Source organism: Aeromonas sp. S8(2024) (genome assembly GCF_041403085.1).
In the GTDB taxonomy this organism is placed as follows: Bacteria; Pseudomonadota; Gammaproteobacteria; order Enterobacterales; family Aeromonadaceae; genus Aeromonas; species Aeromonas dhakensis.
Window position 1 is genome coordinate 168,984 of the sequence record NZ_JBGLRF010000007.1, and the last position, 21,376, is coordinate 190,359.

Annotated in this window: 17 protein-coding genes, 1 tRNA gene, 1 rRNA gene and 2 pseudogenes; 10 read left to right on the forward strand and 11 right to left on the reverse strand. The window is 62.1% G+C overall.

Features of this window, described 5'->3' with window-relative positions; all coding sequences use genetic code 11:
• Positions 1-13: 13 nt before the first annotated feature.
• Positions 14-328 carry a DUF2007 domain-containing protein gene (locus tag ACB031_RS18025; RefSeq protein ID WP_005308027.1) on the reverse strand — a complete coding sequence of 105 codons (315 nt, stop codon included), beginning with the start codon at positions 326-328 and terminating at the stop codon, positions 14-16.
• A 56-nt stretch (positions 329-384) separates the two neighbouring features.
• Positions 385-1,287, reverse strand: a complete 903-nt coding sequence (locus ACB031_RS18030; protein ID WP_208201511.1) for a LysR family transcriptional regulator — start codon at positions 1,285-1,287, stop codon at positions 385-387.
• A gap of 96 nt (positions 1,288-1,383) precedes the next feature.
• Here ACB031_RS18030 and ACB031_RS18035 point away from each other — a divergent pair, with 96 nt between their 5' ends.
• Both ACB031_RS18035 and ACB031_RS18040 read left to right on the forward strand, forming a co-directional pair.
• Entirely contained in the window at positions 1,384-2,436 is a 1,053-nt protein-coding gene (locus ACB031_RS18035) for an HlyD family secretion protein (RefSeq protein WP_005308022.1), read from the forward strand.
• On the forward strand, positions 2,436-3,989 hold the full coding sequence (locus ACB031_RS18040; RefSeq protein ID WP_025202374.1) for a DHA2 family efflux MFS transporter permease subunit: 1,554 nt from the start codon (positions 2,436-2,438) through the stop codon (positions 3,987-3,989). Before ACB031_RS18035 ends, ACB031_RS18040 begins: the two co-directional genes overlap by 1 nt.
• 89 nt (positions 3,990-4,078) lie before the next feature.
• On the opposite strand, the gene ACB031_RS18045 is transcribed toward ACB031_RS18040, so the two are convergent.
• Positions 4,079-4,705, reverse strand: coding sequence for a lysoplasmalogenase (locus tag ACB031_RS18045; RefSeq protein WP_005308018.1), 627 nt, complete (start codon positions 4,703-4,705; stop codon positions 4,079-4,081).
• 188 nt (positions 4,706-4,893) lie between these two features.
• Here ACB031_RS18045 and ACB031_RS18050 point away from each other — a divergent pair, with 188 nt between their 5' ends.
• Complete coding sequence (locus ACB031_RS18050; protein ID WP_010635406.1) at positions 4,894-5,034, forward strand: hypothetical protein; 141 nt, start codon at positions 4,894-4,896, stop codon at positions 5,032-5,034.
• 316 nt (positions 5,035-5,350) lie between these two features.
• Here the strand turns inward: ACB031_RS18050 and ACB031_RS18055 are convergent, their stop codons facing one another.
• The 6 genes from ACB031_RS18055 to ACB031_RS18080 form a co-directional block, all read right to left on the reverse strand.
• Positions 5,351-7,912, reverse strand: coding sequence for a TRAP transporter permease (locus tag ACB031_RS18055; protein WP_371140014.1), 2,562 nt, complete (start codon positions 7,910-7,912; stop codon positions 5,351-5,353).
• Positions 7,913-7,999: 87 nt separating this feature from the next.
• Positions 8,000-8,971, reverse strand: a complete 972-nt coding sequence (locus tag ACB031_RS18060) for a TAXI family TRAP transporter solute-binding subunit (protein WP_010635409.1) — start codon at positions 8,969-8,971, stop codon at positions 8,000-8,002.
• 415 nt (positions 8,972-9,386) lie between these two features.
• Complete coding sequence (locus ACB031_RS18065) at positions 9,387-11,540, reverse strand: S9 family peptidase (protein WP_043170638.1); 2,154 nt, start codon at positions 11,538-11,540, stop codon at positions 9,387-9,389.
• Positions 11,541-11,764: 224 nt separating this feature from the next.
• A complete protein-coding gene (locus tag ACB031_RS18070; RefSeq protein ID WP_024942744.1) occupies positions 11,765-12,196 on the reverse strand; it encodes a DUF411 domain-containing protein in 432 nt (143 codons plus the stop codon).
• A 47-nt stretch (positions 12,197-12,243) separates the two neighbouring features.
• The gene (locus tag ACB031_RS18075) at positions 12,244-12,567 is read right to left on the reverse strand and encodes a hypothetical protein (protein WP_371140015.1); all 324 of its coding nucleotides are present in this window, start codon (positions 12,565-12,567) and stop codon (positions 12,244-12,246) included.
• Positions 12,568-12,654: 87 nt separating this feature from the next.
• Positions 12,655-13,377, reverse strand: coding sequence for an SDR family oxidoreductase (locus ACB031_RS18080; protein ID WP_336289746.1), 723 nt, complete (start codon positions 13,375-13,377; stop codon positions 12,655-12,657).
• Positions 13,378-13,520: 143 nt separating this feature from the next.
• Between ACB031_RS18080 and ACB031_RS18085 the strand changes: the two genes are divergently transcribed.
• The 7 genes and pseudogenes from ACB031_RS18085 to ACB031_RS18115 form a co-directional block, all read left to right on the forward strand.
• On the forward strand, positions 13,521-14,366 hold the full coding sequence (locus ACB031_RS18085; protein WP_371140016.1) for a LysR family transcriptional regulator: 846 nt from the start codon (positions 13,521-13,523) through the stop codon (positions 14,364-14,366).
• Between the two features lie 56 nt (positions 14,367-14,422).
• Positions 14,423-15,022: an NAD(P)H-dependent oxidoreductase gene (locus tag ACB031_RS18090; RefSeq protein ID WP_208201505.1), complete on the forward strand. Its 600-nt coding sequence runs from the start codon at positions 14,423-14,425 to the stop codon at positions 15,020-15,022.
• A 70-nt stretch (positions 15,023-15,092) separates the two neighbouring features.
• Positions 15,093-16,949, forward strand: coding sequence for a monovalent cation:proton antiporter-2 (CPA2) family protein (locus tag ACB031_RS18095; RefSeq protein WP_124250217.1), 1,857 nt, complete (start codon positions 15,093-15,095; stop codon positions 16,947-16,949).
• Complete coding sequence (locus tag ACB031_RS18100; protein WP_010635416.1) at positions 16,946-17,332, forward strand: SirB2 family protein; 387 nt, start codon at positions 16,946-16,948, stop codon at positions 17,330-17,332. The genes ACB031_RS18095 and ACB031_RS18100 overlap by 4 nt, the downstream gene beginning before the upstream one ends.
• 304 nt (positions 17,333-17,636) lie before the next feature.
• Positions 17,637-18,623, forward strand: a complete 987-nt coding sequence (locus tag ACB031_RS18105; protein WP_005308002.1) for a YafY family protein — start codon at positions 17,637-17,639, stop codon at positions 18,621-18,623.
• A gap of 905 nt (positions 18,624-19,528) precedes the next feature.
• Positions 19,529-20,441: pseudogene (locus tag ACB031_RS18110) on the forward strand (IS1595 family transposase).
• A 286-nt stretch (positions 20,442-20,727) separates the two neighbouring features.
• Positions 20,728-20,841, forward strand: a pseudogene (locus ACB031_RS18115) (phosphoribosylaminoimidazole carboxylase); the annotation flags it as partial.
• A gap of 255 nt (positions 20,842-21,096) precedes the next feature.
• Here ACB031_RS18115 and ACB031_RS18120 read toward each other — a convergent pair.
• Together ACB031_RS18120 and rrf are read right to left on the reverse strand one after the other, a co-directional pair.
• Positions 21,097-21,173 (reverse strand) — tRNA-Asp (locus tag ACB031_RS18120).
• Between the two features lie 98 nt (positions 21,174-21,271).
• Positions 21,272-21,376 (reverse strand): 5S ribosomal RNA (rrf, locus tag ACB031_RS18125); the annotation flags it as partial.

Genomic DNA, 21,376 nt, shown 5'->3' on the forward strand with positions numbered 1-21,376 from the left:
GCAGGGCGAGCGATTAATTTTCGTGGGGATCGTGGTGACAGCGCCAGCAGACATCGAAGTTGGCGCCGTTCTCCTCCCCGCACTGACCGCACAGCCAGCCGTTGCCCTGACGCTGTTGATAGCGTTCGATGACCCGTCCCGCCTTGCTGCGATCCTGCTCGCGCACCATCAGGGTCACCTGCAGCATGTCCACCGGCAGTTCGCCCAGGGCGCCCGACAGCGCCTCGCCATTGAGCCGCACCGGCACCCCTTCCACTTCCAGCGCCCCTTTCAGGGCGTGGGCCTCCAGCGAATGGGAAGCCCGATACAGATTGATCCAGTGATCCATGTCTTCCCCCTCAGATCCCCCCACGATGCAGTTACCACGGCACCGACTCTGGCCGGCTACAGCAGGGTGTCTATGCCGTAGTCGGCCCCCTTGGCCACGATGAAATCGATGAACACCCGCAATTTTCGCGGCATCAGTCGCCGCTCCGGAAACAGCAGGTAAATGGGTACCCTGGGCTGCTGCCACTCGGGCAGCACGGACACCAAGGTCCCGCTCGCCAGCTCCTCGTGGCAGAGCATGGCGGGCAGAGAGGCGAGCCCCAGCCCGGCCTTCGCCGCCTCTCGGGCACAGGTTATATTATTAACCCGAAAGCGGGAGGGAGGGTCAACCAGCACCTCCTTGTCATCCCGCTCGAAGCACCAGTGCGAGGCCAAAAAACCGCTGGTCACCGCCACCCGTTCATGTTGCACCAGATCCTCGGGATGAGTGATGCCGGGGCTGCGCGCCAGGTACGCCGGGCTGGCACAGATCAGGCGGGCATTGCTCCACAGCCGCCGTGCTGCCAGGTTCGAGTCGCTCATGTCGCCGATCCGCACGATCGCATCCAGCCCCTCGTTGATGGGATCCACGATGCGATTGGTCAGCTCCAGCTCCACCTGCAGACCGGGATAGGCCTGCAGAAACTCCGCCACCAGTCGCCCTACCACCAGCTGCCCTGCCTCAATGGGCACCGCCAGCTTGAGGGTGCCAGTCACCTCCTGCTGGCTGGCGCTCACCATCAGCTCGGCCTGGGCCAGCTCGTCCACCGCCTTGCTGCAGCGCAGATAGTACTGCTCGCCCGCCTCGGTCAGGGTGAGCTGGCGGGTCGAGCGGTAGAGCAGCCGCACGCCGAGGCGCTGCTCCAGCTCGGCGATGCGCCGACTCACCGTCGCCTTGGTCATGCCCAGCTCCTGGGCGGCCGCCGTGAAGGAACCCTTGTCGACGATCCGCACTAGAATCAATGCAGCGTTCAGATCCATTGTTGCACCAGTGAAACTGTATATCTCATAAATGGATACTAATCGAAACAGTTGGCCAGTGTTAGCCTGCCTCTCTTAAGTTCAGGAATCCCCCACATGAGTCAACACAAGAAGATCCCCCTGCTGGCCGCCATGATACTGGCCCTGCTCGGCCTGCTGTTTGCCGGTTACTGGTATCTGCACGGCCGCTACTTCGAGAGCACCGACAACGCCTACCTGCAGAGCGAGGTGACCGGCATCGGCTCCAAGCTCTCCGGCTACATCAGCGAAGTGCTGGTGACCGACAACCAGCCGGTGAAGGCCGGCCAGCTCATCGCCCGCCTCGACGACCGGGAGTACAAGACCAAGGTGGCCGAGGCCGAAGCCGACCTGCGCCTCAACCAGGCGACGGCGGAAAATCTCGCCGCCACCCGCACCCAGCAGCTGAGCCTCATTCGCCAGGCGGAAGCCAAGGTCAGCTCGGCCAATGCCGAACAGGTGCGGGCCCAGCAGCAGGTGCGCCGCGTCAGCCAGCTCAACCAGCGCCACTACAGTTCGCAGGACAGCCTGGACGAGGTGCGTGCCGGCCTGCAGGTCAATCAGGCCCAGGAGCAGGAGGCCAAAGCGGCCCTGCAGGCCGCCCGCGAGCGGCTGCTGGTGCTGGATGCCGAGGCCAAGCAGAACCAGGCCAAGCTGGCATTGAGCGCCGCCCAGCTGGAACAGGCCAAGCTGGAGCTTGCCTATACCGAGCTGCGGGCACCGGCCGACGGCATCATTGGCAAGCGCAGTCTGCGGGCGGGGCTCTACGTCCAGTCCGGCATGCAGGTGGCCAGCCTGGTGCCGCTGCAGCAGGTGTGGGTCGAGGCCAACTTCAAGGAGACCCAGCTGCTCCACATGCAGCCCGGCCAGAAGGTGGAGGTGATCCTGGATGCCTACCCGGATCAGCCGGTCGAGGGGATCATCGACAGCCTGGCGCCGGCCACCGGCGCCAAGTTCGCCCTGCTGCCGCCGGAGAACGCCACCGGCAACTTCACCAAGATCGTGCAGCGAGTACCGGTGAAGATCCGCATTCCGGATCCGGGCGCCCTGGCGGGCAAGCTGCTGCCTGGCCTCTCCACCGAGGTGATCGTCGATACCCGCAGCCCTGATCCCGTGGTCGCCGCCAACTGATGGACGCCATACCACGCCGCAACTGGATCGCGGTCATGGGGGGCCTCATCGGCGCCTTCATGGCCATCCTCGACATCCAGATCACCAACGCCTCCCTGAAGGACATTCAGGGGGCCCTGTCGGCCACCCTGAGCGAGAGCTCCTGGATCTCCACCTCCTATCTGGTGGCGGAGATGATCGCCATCCCGTTGAGCGGCTGGCTGAGCCGGGGCTTGAGTGTGCGGCGCTACCTGCTGTGGACCACAGGCGCCTTCATCATCGCCTCCGTGCTCTGCTCGTTCAGCTGGAACCTCACCAGCATGATCGTCTTTCGGGCGCTGCAGGGCTTCACCGGCGGGGCGCTGATCCCGATGGCCTTCTCCCTCATCGTCAGTCTGCTGCCGCTGCACAAGCGGGCCACCGGCATGGCGCTGTTCGGCCTGTGCGCCACCTTCGCCCCCGCCATCGGCCCGACCCTGGGCGGCTGGCTGACCGAACAGATGTCCTGGCACTACATCTTCTACCTGAACGTGCCGCCGGGACTGCTGGTGATGGCCATGCTGGCCCACGGGCTGGACAAGAAGCCGGTGGACTGGGAGGTGATCAAGCGGGTGGATCTCATCGGCATCCTTACCATGGCGGTGGGGCTTGGCCTGTTGGAAGTGGTGCTGGAAGAGGGCAACCGGGAGGACTGGTTCGGTTCCAGCTTCATCGTGCGGCTCACCGTCATCTCGGTAGTGGCGCTGGTGTTCTTCGTCATCAGCCAGCTGCTGCGCCGCCACCCGCTGGTCAACCTGCGGCTGCTGCACAACCCGCGCTTCGCGCTGGCCTGCTTCGCCTACCTGGTGCTCGGCATGGCGTTGATGGGCTCCATCTATGTGCTGCCCCTCTACATGACCCAGATCCACAACTACAACGCCCTGGAAATCGGCGAGGTGCTAATGTGGATGGGGCTGCCGCAGTTGCTGGTGCTGCCACTGGTGCCCAAATTGACCCACAAGATAGATCCGCGCTATCTGGTGAGCTTCGGCTTTCTGGTGTTCGCCGTCAGCTGCTTCATGAACATGAACATGAGTGCGGATTACGCCGGGCCCCAGCTGATCCAGTCGCTCATAGTGCGGGCGCTGGGGCAGCCCTTCATCATGGTGCCGCTCTCCCTGGTGGCGACCGCCAGCCTGACGCCGGACGAGATCCCCTCCTCCTCTACCCTGCTCAACGTGCTGCGCAATCTGGGCGGCGCCTTCGGCATCGCCATCATCGCGACCCTGATCGACAACGACACCCGCACCCATGTCAGCCAGATCGGCAGTACCCTGGCCGCCACCAGCATAGAGGGACAGGCCTACCTGTTGCAGCTGGCCCAGAGCATGATGGCCCAGGGCTCCGGCCCCGAGCTGGCCCGTCTGCAGGCCCAGGCCATGCTGTCGAACACCATCAGCCGCGAGGCGGCCATCATGGCCTACAACCAGGTGTTCTTCGTGATGGGTATCTTCCTGCTGATCGCTAGCGCCCTGATGCTGCTGCTCAAGCAGCCGGCCCCGAGGGCGCCGGATGCCGAACCGGTCGAGGCGTGAAAAGAGTGAGAAGGGAGTAGCAAAACGGGCCGGCAGGCCCGTTTTTTTGTCTGCACACTCCCCTTGGCGAGGAGACAACTCCGACGCAGTCAACCCGCCAGCGAGGCGGCGATCAGGAACTGGGCGGCGAAGTAGCTGCTCATCACCCAGGCGGTGGCATGGGGGAAGGGGCGACGGAAGCGGTCCAGCGCCAGCATGCTGTCGGAGAACAGGAACATCAGCGCCCCCACCAGGGCGGCGGCGCTGCCGGCGGTGAGGGAGGCGTGCCAGGCACCGGCGGCCACCCAGGCCATGCCGATGATCACCAACATGTAGCAGAAGACGGGGATCTTCATCTCCCCGAGCTTGCCCCACAACAGGCCGAACACCATGCCGGCCACCAGCAGCAACAGCAGGCCATCCACCAGGTTCAGCACCAGCGGCCCCTGGGCGAAGCCGACGATGTAGCAGAGGTGCGCGACAAGAAATGCCGCCAGCCCCTGGATGAAGCGATCGCTCGGCAACATCAGCAGCACGTCGCCGGCCAGCGACAGGCAGAGACCGAGCAGGATCCAGGCGTGGGAGCCGTCGTGGTCATAGCCCTGATAGCCGAACGCCAGCGCTATGATGAGCAGCATGGTCAGCGGCTTGCTGATGTAGAACTGACGGGAGTCTGAGCCGTAGGCCGCACGAATGTGCCACCAGCCCGATGCGATGATCAAGAAACTCAATAACATGCCCTGCTCCTCACGTGTCGCTCGCAGTCATACGGCAACATCTTCTTGCTGACAGGCAGAGTAACAAATTCCCCCGGCCAGTGGCAGAGGCGCTCAGCAAACGAGCACTCTACGCCTAAAGTCTAATTGTCCCGCACACCCGGTTCGGGCATAAGGAACGGGTTCGGAGGATCACCATGGAAGAAGCAATGAGAAACTATCTGCCCGCCATCGACATCATGATGTGCCACTTGGGAATCAGCTTTGAGCAAGCCTGCGAACAGCTGGGATTGAGCCAGGTGGAGCAACAGACCCTGAGCCTGCTGCAGGAGCAGGATCCGCAAGAATAAGCCCTCCCGGTATCAGACATCATGATGTGTCACTTGGGAATCAGCTTTGAGCAGGCCTGCGAGCAGCTGGGATTGAGCCAGGTGGAGCAACAGACCCTGAGCCTGCTGCAGGAGCAGGATCCGCAAGAATAAGCCCTCCCGCGGCCCGTATAGATATCATGATGTGCCGCGTTGAATAAGTCTGAGAGCAGCCGGAACTGAGCCAGGTGAAGCAACAACCTTTCAACCTGCCGCAAAAGCAAGCTCCGCAGGAATAACCCCACACGGGGTAAATAAAAACGGCGCCATCGTGGCGCCGTTTTTATTGGGTGCGGGATCAGCGTGCCTGACGGCGCCGCTGCAGCCAGATCACGGCACCGAACAGCAGGAAGCCCGGCAGCCACATCAGCTCCTTGGGCCAGCGCTCGGTGGGCGCCTTGACGCTCAGGATCTGCTGATCCATCTCCAGCCCCAGCTCGGCGGCCTGGCTGCCGAAGGTGACGCTGTCGATCAGGATCTTGCCGTCCTGCTCATAGGTCTGGATCCCCAGCTTGGCCAGACGATCCTCACCGCTCGCGCCATCCGGCACCGGCAGCAGCACGGTGAAGCGGCGCAGCTTGCCCACCGCATCTTCCCCTTCCATCCGCAGGCGCAGGGTGCTCTCGGCCTCCACCTGGCCCATGGTCTGGGCCAGCTCGGCTGGCGCGGCGTCGCGATACGGGTCGTGCAGCATGTCCATCCAGAAGCCGGGACGGAACAGGGTGAAGGCCACCAGCAGCAGCAGCACGCTCTCGTACCAGCGGCTCTTCACCAGGAAGTAGCCCTGGGTGGCGGCGGCGAAGATCAGCATGGCGATGGTGGCCACGATGAAGATCAGCACGCCGTGGGCGAAGTCCACGTTGATGAGCAGCAGGTCGGTGTTGAAGATGAACAGGAACGGCAGTGCCGCGGTGCGCAGGCTGTAGTAGAACGCCGTGATCCCGGTCTTGATGGGGTCGCCCTTGGAGACGGCAGCCGCGGCGAACGAGGCCAGCCCCACCGGCGGGGTCACGTCGGCCATGATGCCGAAGTAGAAGACGAACAGGTGCACGGCGATAAGCGGCACGATGAGGCCGTTCTGCTGCCCCAGGGTGACGATTACCGGCGCCAGCAGGCTCGACACCACTATGTAGTTGGCGGTGGTGGGCAAGCCCATGCCGAGGATCAGGCTCAGCAGGGCGGTCAGCAGCAGCATCAGCAGCAGGTTGCCCATGGAGAGGAACTCCACCAGATCCGCCAGCACCAGGCCGACGCCGGTCTGGGAGACGGCCCCGACTATGATGCCGGCGGTGGCGGTGGCGATGCCGATGCCGATCATGTTGCGGGCACCGGCGATCAGCCCCTCGCGCAGATCCACCACGCCGTCGGTGAAGCTGCCGTAGTCATGCTTGCCATCGGTGCGCAGCCAGTTCAGCAGCGGGCGCTGGGTCAGCAGTATGATGATCAGCATCACCGAGCCCCAGAAGGCCGACAGGCCCGGGGAGAGGCGCTCCACCATCAGACACCACACCAGCACCACTACCGGCAGCAGGAAGTGCAGGCCGGAGAGCAGCACGGCGCGGGTTTCCGGCAGCTCGTCCAGCGGCTTGTCCGGATCTTCCGACGGCAACGGCTCGTTGCTGGCGGCGATCTTCAGCAGTCCCAGGTAGGCGGCGGCCAGCAGCACGCCGATCCCCGGCAGGGCGTAGTCGCCCAGCGCCGGCTTGAGCCAGCCCAAGCCATAGTAGACCGCCATGGAGAGGCCGCTGATGAGAGCGGCACCGAAGGCGAAGCCGGTCAGGCGACGCAGCCAGGGGCGCGGCTGACGGTTGCCGATGGGCTGCATGCCGAGCTTGAGCGCCTCGAGGTGCACTATGTAGAGCAGGGCGATGTAGGAGATGGCCGCCGGCAGGAAGGCGTGCTTGATGATCTCCACATAGGGAATGCCGACGTACTCCACCATCAGGAAGGCGGCGGCGCCCATGACCGGGGGCATGATCTGGCCGTTGACCGAGGAGGCCACTTCCACCGCGCCGGCCTTCTCCTTGGAGAAGCCGACCCGTTTCATCATGGGGATGGTGAAGGTGCCGGTGGTCACCACGTTGGCGATGGAGGAGCCGGAGATGACGCCGGTCAGGGCAGAGGCCACCACGGCTGCCTTGGCCGGGCCGCCGCGCAGGTGGCCGAGCAGGCTGAAGGCGAGCTGGATGAAGTAGTGGCCCGCACCGGCACGCTCGAGCAGGGCGCCAAACAACACGAACAGGAAGACGAAGCTGGTGGAGACCCCGAGGGCGATGCCGAACACCCCTTCGGTGGTGATCCATTGGTGGTTGGCCAGCGCATGCAGGCTCACCCCGCGGTGGGCCAGCAGGGAGGGCATCCAGGGGCCGGCCAGGCTGTAGGCCAGGAAGACGATGGCGATCACCGCCAGGGCCGGGCCGAGGGCACGGCGGGCGGCTTCCAGCAGCAGCGGAATGCCGATACAGGCGACCACGAAGTCCATGGTGGTCAGGTTGCCGGGGCGCTGGGCCAGCTGCTCATACATGATGAACAGGTAGCTGGCGACGGCGGCGCCGATGAGGCCAAGGGCGATGTCACCGAGCGGCACCCGGTCGCGCGGCGAGCTGCGCATGGCCGGGAACACCAGATAGGCGAGCAGGATGGCGAAAGCCAGGTGAATCGAGCGTGTTTCAGTGTCGTTGAGAACACCGATGCCGAGAGAGAACGGCAGCGGCGAAGCGATCCAGAGCTGGAACAGGGACCAGATCAGCGCAAGACCCGCGATGATCCAGCTCATGGTGCCCACCGGCAGGCGGGCTCCCACATCCTGGGCGATCAGCTCCTCGGCCGAGAGCGCCTCTTGTTGTTGTGTTTGCTGCATAGTGTGGCTCTGTTGGTACTGCAATAAATGAGACTCGCCCCCCCGAGGGAGGAGCGAGTCTGGGGCACATCCGAAACCGCAACCGGATTACATCCAGCCACGTTCCTTGTAGTAGCGCACCGCGCCTTCATGCAGCGGGGCGGAGAGACCCACCTTGATCATGTCGGCTTCCTTCAGGTCGGCGAAGGCCGGGTGCAGGCGCTTGAAGCGATCCAGGTTGTCGAACACGGACTTGACCAGCTGGTAGACCACTTCCGGATCGGCCTTGGCGCTGGTGGAGAGTACGGCCTTGCCACCGATGGACGGGGTCGGGTTCGGGCTGCCCTTGTACAGACCACCCGGGATCTCGGCCTTGCTGTAGTAGCTCTTCTCGGCCAGCAACTTGTCGATCTCGGGGCCGGTCACCGGCACCAGCACGGTGTCGGTGGTGGTGGAGGCTTCCTGGATGGCACCGTTGGGGTGGCCAACGAAGTAGCTCATGGCGTCGATGTTGTTGTCACCCAGGGCAGAGGCCTGCTCGGCGGGTTTGAGCTCGGAGACCAGACTGAACACGGACTTGTCCCAGCCCTTGACGGCCATGATCTCTTCGAAGGTGTCGCGCTGGCCGGAGCCCGGGTTGCCGATGTTGACGCGCTTGCCCTTCAGATCGTCGAAGCCGGCAATCTTGGCGTCCTTGCGGGCCAGGATGGTGAACACTTCGCTCTGCAGGGAGAAGACGGCGCGGATGTCATCCATCGGACCCTCGGCCTTGAACGGCTCGACGCCCTTCATCGCCTTGTACTGGTGGTCGGACTGCATGATGCCGAAGTTGAACTCGCCGGAGCGGATGCCGTTGACGTTGGCAACACCGCCGCCACTGGCCGGGGCGTTGCACTTGATCTGGTGATCGGCGGCGCCGCGGTTGAGGAAGCGGCAGATGGACTGACCCGCCACGTAGTAGACACCGGTCTGACCGCCGGTACCTATGGTCACGAAGCGCTCCTGCGCCTGTACCGGACCACCAAACGAGACACCGACCAGAGCTGCCGACAAGGCACACGCCAGGGATAATCCTTTCATGTTGTTCATCCTTTTTGATTGATTCAGCTCGCCCGTTCCACGGGCGAATGCAAGACAAACCGCCGTGCTGCGTCGGCGGTCGTCCGTGACCTCGCGATGAGGAAATGGGTGAACGACCAGCGTTCCCCAAAAAGCCACCAGCATCCTGTGGTGAGACAGTCGGCTTCATGCCAACCAGAGATAATTGGCACCGAGGGGGCCAATTAAAGAGTTATAACGGCATCGATTAAGCACACGGCGCCAACATAAATCAAACAAAAACACAAAATGAAGGATATCGGTCGCCAGAAATTTGAAGCCGATCATTAATTTGCCGATCGAAGATTAATTGGTTGTGCTACCGGACGGCAGGCGGGAAGAGGGAAAGGAGATTCTTTTGCAGCCCTTGTCTGGCAAGGGCTGCAACCTTGGTGACTTATGCTTTTGGCTTGGCCAGATCCAGGATAAACGCAAACTCCAGCGCGATATCCTCGTAGGCCTTGAAGCGGCCCGACTTGCCGCCGTGGCCGGCGTCCATGTCGGTACTCAGCAACAACTTGTTATCATCCGTCTTCAGCTCCCGCAGCTTGGCCACCCACTTGGCCGGCTCCCAATACTGCACCTGGGAATCGTGCAACCCGGTGGTGACCAGCAGATTCGGGTAGGCCTGCGCCTTGACCTGATCGTAGGGGCTGTAGGCCTTCATGTAGTCGTAGTAGCGCTTCTGGTTCGGGTTGCCCCACTCGTCGTACTCACCGGTAGTGAGGGGGATGGACTCGTCCAGCATGGTGGTGACCACGTCGACGAAGGGCACCTGGGCCACCACGCCGCGATAGAGCTGGGGCGCCTGGTTGATGACGGCCCCCATCAGCAGGCCGCCGGCGCTGCCGCCCATGGCGTAGACCTGATCCCTGGCACCATAGCCCTGCGCCACCAGCGCCTCGGTCACGTCGATGAAGTCGTTGAAGGTGTTCTGCTTCTTCAGCAGCTTGCCATCCTCATACCAGTGGCGGCCCAGCTCCTCGCCACCACGAATGTGGGCGATGGCGTAGACGAAGCCGCGATCCAGCAGGCTCAGCCGGGCGCTGCTGAAGTCCGGATCCATGCTGGCGCCATAGGAGCCATAGCCGTAGACCAGCAGCGGATTGGTGCCTGCGCCGGTCCCCTCCTTCTTGAACTTGTCCTTGCGATAGACCAGCGACACCGGCACGGCCACGCCGTCACGGGCGGTGATCCAGAGCCGCTCGCTGGCATATTGATCGGCCTTGAAGCCCGCCACCGGCTGCTGCTTGAGCAGGGTGCGCTTGCCGCTGTTCAGGTCGAGCTCGTAGGTGGAAGACGGCGTGGTCATCGAGGAGTAGCCATAGCGCAGGGCGCTGGTGTCCGGCTCCGGGTTGTAGGCAAGCCAGGTGACATAGGCGGGATCGTCGAAGGCGATCTCCTTCTGCTCGCCGCTCTGCCAGTTGACCTGGCGCAGCCGGGTCAGCCCCTGACTGCGCTCCTCCAGCACCAGCCACTCCTTGAACAGGGCATAGCTCTCCAGCAGCACATCCGGATTGGGGGCGATCACCGCCTTCCAGCGCTCCACCGGGCTCTCTTTGGTCTCGTACAGGCCGAAGTTCTTGCCGTCCTTGTTGGAGCGCACATAGAAGCGGCCGCGGTAGTGATCCAGGCTGTACTCGTGATCCACCTGGCGCGGCAGGAACAACCGCGGCGCCTGGGTCGGCACGTTGGCATCAATGAGGCGCGCCTCGCCGGTAGTGGTACTGGAGAGGGCGATGACGATGAAATCTTCCGAGGTGGTGGCATAGAGGCTCACGTAGAAGGTGTCGTCCTTCTCCTCGTAGACCAGGGTGTCCTTGGCGGGATCCGTGCCCAGCTCGTGGCGATAGACCTGGTAGGGCAGCAGGGTCTTGGGGTGCTTGCGGACGTAGAACACCGTCTTGCTGTCGTTGGCCCACACCAGATTGCCGGAGGTGTTCGGAAGCGTGTCGGCGGCCCACTTGCCGCTCTCCAGATCGAAGAACTGGATCTGGTACTGGCGGCGGGAGAGGAAATCTTCCGCCACCGCCAGCCAGCGGTTGTTGCGGCTCACCTCGAGCGCCCCCAGAGCGTAGAACTCGTGGCCCTCGGCGCGCTGGTTGCCGTCCAGCAGCAGGCTTGTAGCCTCTTCACCAATTTTGCTACGTGAATAGATGGCGTACTCCTTGCCCGGCTCGTAGCGGGTCTGGTAGCGATAGCCGTTCTTCACATAAGGCACCGACTCGTCCTGCTGGGGAATGCGGGCCACCATCTCCTGATAGAGCTGGTCGCGCAGCGGCTTGACCGGTTTGAGCATGGCGTCGGTGTAGGCGTTTTCGGCCTCCAGGTAGGCCAGCACCTCGGGTTTCTGGCGCTCGTCATCGCGCAGCCAGTAGTAGTTGTCGACCCGGGTATCCCCGTGTTTTTTCAGGGTATGGGGGTGTTTGGCGGCCACGGGAGGCTGGATCTGGGTGTCGCGTGTGGGCATGGCGGACTCATCATTGGCATATGAACAGGGAACGGCGGCCAGGCAAGCCAGCAGCAGAAGCCCTCGGGAAAAGGTGAACATGTCGCATCCTTTGCGCTTTAAAAGGGTTGGCGGACCTGAGCCTTGGCTCCTTGGACAGGGGACCAATCTGCCCCTTGTCGCCTTCAGTTGCAAGTTCTCCCGCGCCGGGATGTAAAAGGGCCGCCATCTCGCGATGGCGGCCCCCATACCTGACCGTGAGCGACACGGGCTCGCTCAGGTGTGCCTCACATGATGGAAGTGTATCTGCTCACGGCCAGTCTTCATCAGCCGGGGTAGCTCGACCAGACCCTGGTCGCGCCCTCATTGCTGATGCTCAGCACCTGATAGGGCTGACCCGGAATATCCATGCCCGGAGCACTCTGGGGCATGCCCGGAATGGTCAGGCCGCGGATCGCCGGTTTTTCCCTGAGCAGTTTCTGCACATCGGCGGCGGGCACGTGTCCCTCGATCACATAGCCGTTGACCACGCCGGTGTGGCAGGAGGCCAGCTGCGGAGTGATGCCGTACTGCTGTTTGACCGGTGCAAGCTGTTCGGTTTCGATGACCTCGAGCTCGAAGCCATTCTCTTCCATGTGCTTGTTCCAGGCCTGGCAGCAGCCGCAGTACTTGGATTTGTAGACGGTCATCTTCTCGGCCGCGAGAGCAGAAAAGCTGACGGTACCGGCCAGCACGGCCAGTAGCAGGGATTTGTACATAACTCACCTCAGATTGAATGAAACATGCCCGGGAACGGGGGTCAGATTCAAGCCAGGGTGCGGGGAGGACGCTCCAGCCGGTCGGTCGGGACATCCGGCATGAACTGGGAAGGGGAGATGAAATCCGGGGCGTCGGGTTCCAGCATGGCAACCGTCAGGCTGTCACTGCTGAGCACCGTCATGGCGAGCGCCGAGGTGAAGCTGCCGCAGGGCATGGCTTTCTCCAGGGTGCGTTCGCTCTGGCTGCAATGAGGCGTCAGGGTACAGAGATCGGTCGCCGCCCTGCTGCCAAACGACATCAGCACCATCAGCAGACTCCACAGGGGGAGCCAGCGGCGGGCGCGAGTGAGTTGGCGACGGGTCAGAACCATGAGACGACTCATTGACGAAAGGTGGCCTATGGTAACCCCTGGCCCAGGGGGAGGGTCAAGCCCTCCCCCTCTTCCAGTCAGCCCCCATCAAGGTTGCTGACGGGTGGCCGCCAGCACGATCTCGCGCACGCAGACATTGGCCGGCTGGTTCCAGGCATAGAGCACGGCCTCGGCGATCACCTCGGGCGCAATGACACCGCCCATCTGATCCTTCCAGTCGTGGTAGCCGGCCTTGATGCTCTCGTCCGTGGTGTGGCTGAGCAGCTCGGTCTCCACCGCGCCTGGGGCTATGGTCACCATCCGCACGCCGACATCGGCCACCTCTTCCCGGATGTTCTCGGTCAGGGCGTGCACCGCGAACTTGGTGGCGCAGTAGGCGGCATGGTTCGGGAAGGTTTTGCGACCGGCGATGGAGCTGATGTTGATGATGGTGCCGCTGCGGCGCGCCTTCATCCCGGCCAGCACGGCGTGAACACCGTTCAACACCCCCATCACGTTGATGTTGAGCATCTGCTGCCACTCGGCCGGGTCCTGCACGTCGGCCTGGCCCAGCAGCATGACGCCGGCGTTGTTGACCAGGCAGCCGACCGGACCGAATTGCGCCTCGGCCTGCTGGATGGCGGCCTTCATGGCGGCGGTGTCGGTCACGTCGACCCCGATGCAGAGGGTATCGGACAGGCCCAGCGCCTGCATGGGCTCGACCCGGCGGGCCAGCAGCAGCAGCGGATGGCCGGCAGCGGAGAAGGCGCGGGCGATGGCGGCACCGATCCCGGCGGAGGCACCGGTGATCACGATGAGAGGCTTGGACATGATGTTTTCCTTCTGATTCAAGAGTCGGTTTGAGCAAACAAGCGGCTGGCCAGCACGGAACGGGATCACTATAGTCACTGCATCCATCAGTGATAAATATTGTTTTCCGCTGGTTATCATCTGAAAAAACTATGGTTGGGCTTATGCTGGATTTGAGACTGCTGCGTTTCTTCATCGCCATCTATGAAGAGAAGAACATCACGGCGGCGGCCGAACGCTGCCACGTCAGCCAGCCCTCCCTCTCGGCGGGGCTGCGCCAGCTGGAAGAGACCCTGGGTGACAGCCTGTTCATTCGGGGCAAGAAGGGGGTGGAGGCGAAGGACCCGGCCCACTACCTCTATCCCCACGCGGTCAAGCTGGTGGAGGAGGCCCGTCGGCTGCCCGAGCTGTTTCGCCAGAAGGCGACGCGTGCTCGGCTCAATCTTGCCATCATGCCGGACCTCAGCCGGCGCCGGCTGGCGGGATTGCTGCAGCAGGTGCAGGCGGTGCTGCCCGAGCTGGATCTCACCCTCTCCGATTACGGGACGCCTGCCGACTGTCGGCTGACCCTGGATGCCCTGCGCCGGGAGGACGAGATCTTTCTGCCGCTGTGGGAGGAGGACTATGTCTTGTGCGTGCGAAGCGACCATCCCCTCGCCGGCCGCCGGCAACTCGAACTGGCCGAGCTGCAACATTATGATTTTATTGAGTGCCCACCCTGCGAGGCCCATCAGCAGACCATAGGCCTGCTGGCCTGTGATCGGCTCACCCTCAATCTGGTGGCCAAGGCCGAAAGCAAGGGGCTGGTGATGGCGCTGGTACTGGCCGGGGTCGGCATCAGCTTCCTGCCGGACGGGCTGGTGGAGGACGAGGCGGGTCTGTGCACCGTGCCCGTGAGCGGGCCCCGGATGTTCCGGCGCATCGGCCTCTGCTATCCCGCCCACCAGACCCTCAATCCGGCGCTGCGCGAGCTGATCCCGGAGCTGGCGGGCTACGGCGCTTCTTGCTAACGTCGCTGCGCAATGCATCTTTTGCCGGCATCCACTCCTCTTCAGGTCAGGACCCCATGAAACGCATTCTGGTCATCTTCTCACACCCGGCGCTGCAGAGCTCCCGGGCCAACAAGCAACTGCTGCAGGCCATCGACGGGCTGGAGGGCATCACCCTGCACGACCTCTATCTGCACTACCCGGACATGTTCATCAACGTGAAGCGGGAGCAGGCCCTGCTCTCTGAACACGACATCATCGTCTTCCAGCACCCCTTCTACTGGTACTCCTGCCCCGCCATCATGAAGGAGTGGATGGATCTGGTGCTGGAGTACGGCTACGCCTATGGCCCGGAAGCCCACGCCCTCAACGGCAAGCAGTGGCTGTCGGCCATCACCACCGGTGGTGCCCCCGAATCCTACTGCAGCGCCGGCTACAACCAGCGCCCGCTGCTCGACTTCCTGCTCCCCTTTCAGCAGACGGCCCAGCTGTGTGGCATGAGCTGGCTGCCCCCGTTCGTGCTGCACTCCTTTCACAAGATCCGGGACCCGGAGGCGCTGCGCCGCTGCGGCCAGGACTATCGCCAGCTGCTGTGCGCCCTGCGCGACGAACAGCTGACCCCGGAACAACTCGGCGGCACCCCCTATCTGCGCGATCTGCTGGAGGTACTCCCATGACCCGCTCTCGATCCGGGCGCCAGCCCGGCCTGCCTTCATCGGCCTCCACCACGGCGCGGAGGATCCGCTGATGGGACACGGTTTGCTGTTCGACGCCTTCATCTACCTCTCCGCCGCGGTGATCGCGGTGCCGCTGGCCAAGCGCTGGGGGCTGGGCTCCGTGCTCGGCTACCTGCTGGCGGGGATCATCATAGGCCCCTTCCTGCTGGGGCTGGTGGGTGAGCAAAAAGACGTGATGCACTTCGCCGAGTTCGGAGTGGTGCTGATGCTGTTTCTGGTCGGGCTGGAGCTCAGGCCGGCGCTGCTGTGGCAGCTGAAGGGGCCCATTCTCGGCACCGGCGGCCTGCAAGTGCTGCTCACTACGGCAGCCCTGACCGGCGTGGCCCACCTCATTGGCCTGCCCTGGCAACAGGGGCTGGCCATCGGCCTCATCCTGGCGCTCTCCTCCACCGCCATCGTGCTGCAGAGCCTGCAGGAGCGCAAACTGATGCAGAGCGAGAGCGGCCGCTCCGCCTTCGCCGTGCTGCTGTTCCAGGACATCGCCGTCATCCCCATCCTGGCGATCCTGCCGCTGCTGGCCATCGCGCCGGTGGCCAGCAGTGGCAGCTCTGAGCTGGCCGGTTGGCAACACGGCCTGCTGGTGGTGGCCGCCATCTCCGGCATCGTGCTGGGGGGTCATTACCTGATGCGCCCGGTGTTTCGCGCCATCGCCCAGTCCCACATGCGGGAGATCTTCGTCGCCGCCGCCCTGCTGCTGGTGATCGCCATCGCCGTGCTGATGGAATCGGTAGGCCTCTCCCCCGCCCTCGGCTCCTTCCTCGCCGGGGTGGTGCTGGCGGACAGCGAATACCGCCACGAACTGGAGGCGGACATAGAGCCGTTCAAGGGGCTGCTGCTCGGCCTCTTCTTTATGTCGGTGGGGGCGGGCATCAACTTCGGGCTGTTTGCCGAACATCCGCTGCTGATCCCGGCCCTGGTGGTCGGCCTGATGCTGCTCAAGTGGCTGGTGTTGATGGCGCTTGGCTTCATCATCCGCATCTCGCCGAGCCAGCGCTGGACCTTCGGGCTGGCGCTGGCTCAGGGGGGGGAGTTCGCCTTCGTGCTGTTCTCGTTCGCCGCCCAGAACAGGGTGTTGCCAGGGAATACCATCGCCCTGCTGACCCTGGTGGTGGCGCTCTCCATGGCACTGACGCCGCTGCTGCTGATCCTCAACGATCGGGTGATCCAGCCCTGGTTCGACTACCGCAACCAGAGCGAGGTCCCGCAGCACGAGCAGCCGGAGCTGGTGGAGCACCCGGTGATCATCGCCGGCTTCGGCCGCTTCGGTCAGATCGTGGGACGCTTGCTGCACGGTCACGGCATAGGTACCACCATCCTTGAGCAGGATGCCAGCCAGATCGAGATGCTGCGCAAGTATGGCTATCAGGTGTTCTACGGGGATGCCAGCCGGCTCGACCTGCTGCACGCCGCCGGTGCCCACAAGGCTAAATTGCTGGTGCTCTCCATCAACGACCCTGCGACGTCACTCGAAGTGATTGAAATGGTGAAGAAACACTTCCCGCACCTTAAGATACTGGCGCGAGCCCAGGATCGTCCCCACGCTCACGAGATCCTGCGCCAGGGCGTGGGCAGCGTGTATCGGGAAACCCTGGGTTCCGCCGTGGATCTGGGGGTGGAAGCCCTGACCCAGCTCGGTTTTCGGGCCAACCAGGCCTGGCGGGCCGGGCAGACCTTCAAGCAGCACGACAACTGGCTGCTGCGGGAGCAGGTCAACTACCTGGACGACGAACACACCTATATCAACAAGAGCCTGCAATACCGGGACATCCTCTCCGATCTGCTGCAAGACGATCAGGAAGGACAGGAGCGCATTCACGCCCACAACTGGAACAGCGGTCTGCCCGACAACGACAAGGAAGCAATATGATTGCCTATTACCCCCTGCTCAAACACCTGCACATGACGCTGGCGCTGGTCAGCGTGCTGTTGTTCCTCTATCGCTGGCTGTTAGCCCTGGGGGGCAGTGCCCGCCTGCAGCAGAAGTGGCTGAAGATCCTGCCCCATGTCAACGACACCTTCCTGTTGCTGTTCGGGGTAGTGCTGGCGGTGACCCTGCAGATGAGCCCGGGCCAACAACCCTGGCTGATGGCCAAGCTGATCGCTCTGGTGGTTTACATCGGCCTCGGCGTCATGGCGCTCAAGCGCCCTGCGCGCAGCCAGAAGCTGGTGGCCGGCCTCGCTGCTCTGGCGGTATTCGGCTACATGGTGGGCGCCGCCATCACCAAGTCGGCCTGGTCCTGGCTGGCCTGATCCGACAGCAAAAATCCCCGCCCGGTGGAGGAGAGCCCTCTCCTCCACATCATATTCTGCGCTTACCCATCATTTTTGTTTTTTCTTCTGCACCAAATCCGTAAGACAGCACTTTCATTTGGCGAATTTTCATCATTTTTTAGCCTCAATTGCTGCCAGAAAAGAGAGCGTTCTCTTTTGTGATCATATAGTTAGCTTGGTTTGTATGAAAATGGCGACAGTTGTCGCAGCAAAACTTGCGACATAGACTGTCGCAAGGCATGGCTAGGATACACTCAACGCTAAACCAGTGAAGGCATGCACCATGAGTAAGAAGCTGTTACGACAACTGACCTTGGCGCGTTGCATCCCGCACCGCCCTTACAAGCTGACCGCCAGCCAACTCCAGGTAAAACTGGAAGAAGAAGGCATTCATGTCAGTCTGCGTACCGTGCAACGGGACCTGGAAGAGATGTCCGGCATGGGGTTGTTCGATCTCACCTCGGATGAACGCAGCAAACCACACGGCTGGTGCTTCGAGCGCCATGGCCTCAACGATTTTGCCAACATCATGCCGCTGTCGCTGGCAGTGGCGCTGAAAACCTGGAGCGACCAGGCCAGCCAGCTGCTGCCCGCCAGTGTCCTGACCGAATTGAACCCACTGGTCGACAAGGCCAGCCAGGTGATCCGTGACAGCCAGAGCGAACTGGCGGAACGCTGGCTCGAAAGCGTGCACCAGTCACCGCGTCCGTTTGCCGGCAACCCGGAGATCCGCCGCAGCACCCTGATCCGCGATGCTCTGTGGCGTGGCCGCAAGTTCAGCGCCGAGATCCAGCGTGTCATCAAGGAGCGCACCGTGTGGCTCTGCTATGACCGCATCAATCCGCTCGGCATTCTGAACCAGGCGGAGGGGCCGACCCTGCTCTGCACCCTGTCCGAGCTGGATCCCAAGGTCTACGGCATCCCGTTCGACCACATCAAGAACGTGGAGCTGACCAACTTCAGCGCGACCCAGCCGAAGGATTTCAATATCCAGAAACTGATCCGCGATCAGGGGTACCAGGATGTCAGCGGGCCGATCCGCTTCGTCGGCCGCATCGATGCCAACTGCCCAACCCTGGTCGACGGCCAGATCCCCGGCCACAACCCGCGCATGACCCGTTACGACAAGCGCAGCGTGGTGGTGGAAACCGAGGTGCAGGACACTCCGGAGTTCCGTACCTGGCTCAACAACATGAGCGGGAACCTGGAAGTGCTGGCGCCAGAATCCTTGCGCAAGGCATATCCGACACCGGGTAGCCGCGTCAGCTGACACCTTCTCAAAAAGCCGGGCCAAGCCCGGCTTTTTGTATTCTTTTTGAGCATATTTATTCAACTAATTTTTAAGCCTTACCCTCCGAATTGAGCCTGTTTTTACCATCGTTTTCGCCCTGTTTTTGCGTGTGAGAGATCAGCCATCGCCGCTGTAAGAGGCCACTGTGTCGAACCGTACGCGAAGCCATCTTTGAATCCTTATGCTTTCCTATGAAACAAACTAACACCATGATTAATATGAATTTATTATCACAAGCATGATCGTTTAAGCGCTCCCATCACGCCGACAACGCCGGATCCTCCCTTGTTCTGCCCTCTGGTTCCCTTAATATGGGTCTCACAAGGACGAAGCTGATTCGGCAGGATGCAGAAGCAGCGCATAAGCAGGGAATAAACCACAGGACGTGGGCAGGGAACACCTCAGGATGAGGCCGATAGCCAGGATGGTTATCAAAGGGAATACAGGACACCGCGGGACGTGGTTGAGGACACCTCGGGATGAGGCAGAGCAGCAGGATGGTTGCTCTTCAGGACGAACAGGAACCTCGCCGGAGGCGAGCAGGACAGCTTCAGGATGAAGCGAGATAACCCGGATGGTTATCTGTCAGGATGACGCAAGGAACACCACGGGATGTGGTAACGGACACCTCCAGGATGGAGAGAGTGCAGCAATCAGGATCGATTGCCAGGCTAGGATGGCCACAGGACACCTCAACGGATTGGGAAGGGGATATTCCGAAGGATCAGGATAAAGTCAGGGATTGCAGGGAGCGTTGCAGTTCAGGGACTGGACGAAATGACTCGAGGGGACGGCAGCTGCCGTCCCCTTTTCTTTTGGCGCTGTCCCAATTATGTGTTGGAAGGCTAATCTGGAAGTAGGTCATCACCATGAGGACCTCCATCATGGATACCCCAGCCTTCCAACACCTGTTGTCCCTCTTTCCATTACTTACTCTGCGTCAGCGCCGTGTCGCTCAGCATGAGCTCGCCGCTCCACACCCGATTACGTCCCTCCATGCCCAGTTACCCACATGCTGCGGCTGTCCCCACTGTCAGGCGGATGCCACCCAGCTAGCCCCCTGGGGCTGGAGCCGTGGGCTGCGTCGTTACCGTTGCAAGCAGTGTCGGCGAACCAGCTCCCTCCTCACCAAGACGCCTTTGGCCAGATTACGTAAGGCTGAGCATTGGGAGGACTACGCCCAGGCCCTCATTGAGGGGCTCACTGTCCGCCAGGCCGCCGTCCGATGCGGTGTTTGCAAGAACACCGCCTTCTTGTGGCGTCACCGCTTCCTGAAGGCGATGGCAAACCACCAGGCAACACGGGAAGAAGGCATCGTGGAAGTGGATGAAACCTTCTTCCTCGAATCGTTCAAGGGGCAGCGAGGGTTGCCTCGCCCGGCAAGACATCGTGGCGGGAAAGGGCGCACCCGGGGGACCGGGCGGGATTACATCCCGGTGATGGTGGTGCAGGACAGGGCGGGCCATCAAGCCGACTTTCAGCTGGAAAGGCTGGATGCGCAGACGGTGAAAGCGGTGTTGCAGCCACTCATCGCGCCCGATGCAGTGCTCTGCAGTGATGGTGCAGGGGTGTATGCCAGTTTCAGCCAAGCGCGGGGCATACCACATCCAGCATGTGAACGGATATCACCGGCGGTTGAAGGGGTGGATGGAGCGATTCCATGGCGTGGCGACCCATTACCTGAGGAATTATCTGGGCTGGCGCAGGATGCTGGAACGTTACGGCAGGGAGGTAAATACCAAGATGTGTTTGCATGAGGCGCTAGGGCACCCCATACAACACGTAATTGGGACATAGCCTTTCTTTTTGCGCTTTTTACTAGATGCAACCCAATCAAATCACTTACGCTGCAGATGTTGTGCATGCCACTTCCCTGCGCTTGTTCCTGCTGCTCGTCACTCTCGCCCATGCCTTGACTGAGTCTTTCGACAAGACCTCTCTCAAGGCCTGAAAGAAGCACTAAGGCATTCAAACTGCACTTCGTATGCGTGACGGAGCATAGAGGCGCTCTGCAGTCTTCCAGGACACTCAGTGGAGTGCCCTTCTCCCCTAATATCATTGCAGGCAAGAGAGACAAAGATAGCAGCAGATCCAGCAGGGTCCGGGGGATCACATCAATATCCCTGCCCGCCAGAAGCACAGGGTCGAGTGGACCCATCCCGACATGACCACCGTCTGGCTCTGCGTGTTTTACTGAAGTGAGTAAGGAGAAAAGAGGTAATCCGGGGAAAATAAGACGAAAAAAAGCCCAGTCTGTCGACTGGGCTTCTTGTTAGTGGCACAGCGGACGGGGAGACGGACAGAGTCCGGCTCAAGCACAAAGGACAACAGACAGGGACCGAGTTGCCAGTGGCAAGTCGCAGCCCTGGCGGTTGTCTCTTGTTTCCTCATCCCGTTTGCAAAAGCCAGATAGCAAAAAGGCCTTCCCGTGAGGGAAGGCCTTTCAATTTAGTGGCGGAGCGGACGGGACTCGAACCCGCGACCCCCGGCGTGACAGGCCGGTATTCTAACCGACTGAACTACCGCTCCGCATTCGGTTAGCTTTCGCTAAAGCTTTTGCCGCTTCTTTATGAGGTGTCATCCTCGCAGCCAGTAACGTGATTTTGCACATCACCGTTTAATTGGGTGCCTGGCAGTGTCCTACTCTCGCATGGCGAATGCCACACTACCATCGGCGCTACAGCGTTTCACTTCTGAGTTCGGCATGGGGTCAGGTGGTTCCACTGCGCTAT

Bases quoted from the DNA above. Each gene is read 5' to 3' on its own strand.
- ACB031_RS18025 (WP_005308027.1), bottom strand. From the start codon at position 328: ATGGATCACTGGATCAATCTGTATCGGGCTTCCCATTCGCTGGAGGCC.
- ACB031_RS18030 (WP_208201511.1), bottom strand. From the start codon at position 1,287: ATGGATCTGAACGCTGCATTGATTCTAGTGCGGATCGTCGACAAGGGT.
- ACB031_RS18035 (WP_005308022.1), top strand. From the start codon at position 1,384: ATGAGTCAACACAAGAAGATCCCCCTGCTGGCCGCCATGATACTGGCC.
- ACB031_RS18040 (WP_025202374.1), top strand. From the start codon at position 2,436: ATGGACGCCATACCACGCCGCAACTGGATCGCGGTCATGGGGGGCCTC.
- ACB031_RS18045 (WP_005308018.1), bottom strand. From the start codon at position 4,705: ATGTTATTGAGTTTCTTGATCATCGCATCGGGCTGGTGGCACATTCGT.
- ACB031_RS18050 (WP_010635406.1), top strand. From the start codon at position 4,894: ATGAGAAACTATCTGCCCGCCATCGACATCATGATGTGCCACTTGGGA.
- ACB031_RS18055 (WP_371140014.1), bottom strand. From the start codon at position 7,912: ATGCAGCAAACACAACAACAAGAGGCGCTCTCGGCCGAGGAGCTGATC.
- ACB031_RS18060 (WP_010635409.1), bottom strand. From the start codon at position 8,971: ATGAAAGGATTATCCCTGGCGTGTGCCTTGTCGGCAGCTCTGGTCGGT.
- ACB031_RS18065 (WP_043170638.1), bottom strand. From the start codon at position 11,540: ATGTTCACCTTTTCCCGAGGGCTTCTGCTGCTGGCTTGCCTGGCCGCC.
- ACB031_RS18070 (WP_024942744.1), bottom strand. From the start codon at position 12,196: ATGTACAAATCCCTGCTACTGGCCGTGCTGGCCGGTACCGTCAGCTTT.
- ACB031_RS18075 (WP_371140015.1), bottom strand. From the start codon at position 12,567: ATGGTTCTGACCCGTCGCCAACTCACTCGCGCCCGCCGCTGGCTCCCC.
- ACB031_RS18080 (WP_336289746.1), bottom strand. From the start codon at position 13,377: ATGTCCAAGCCTCTCATCGTGATCACCGGTGCCTCCGCCGGGATCGGT.
- ACB031_RS18085 (WP_371140016.1), top strand. From the start codon at position 13,521: ATGCTGGATTTGAGACTGCTGCGTTTCTTCATCGCCATCTATGAAGAG.
- ACB031_RS18090 (WP_208201505.1), top strand. From the start codon at position 14,423: ATGAAACGCATTCTGGTCATCTTCTCACACCCGGCGCTGCAGAGCTCC.
- ACB031_RS18095 (WP_124250217.1), top strand. From the start codon at position 15,093: ATGGGACACGGTTTGCTGTTCGACGCCTTCATCTACCTCTCCGCCGCG.
- ACB031_RS18100 (WP_010635416.1), top strand. From the start codon at position 16,946: ATGATTGCCTATTACCCCCTGCTCAAACACCTGCACATGACGCTGGCG.
- ACB031_RS18105 (WP_005308002.1), top strand. From the start codon at position 17,637: ATGAGTAAGAAGCTGTTACGACAACTGACCTTGGCGCGTTGCATCCCG.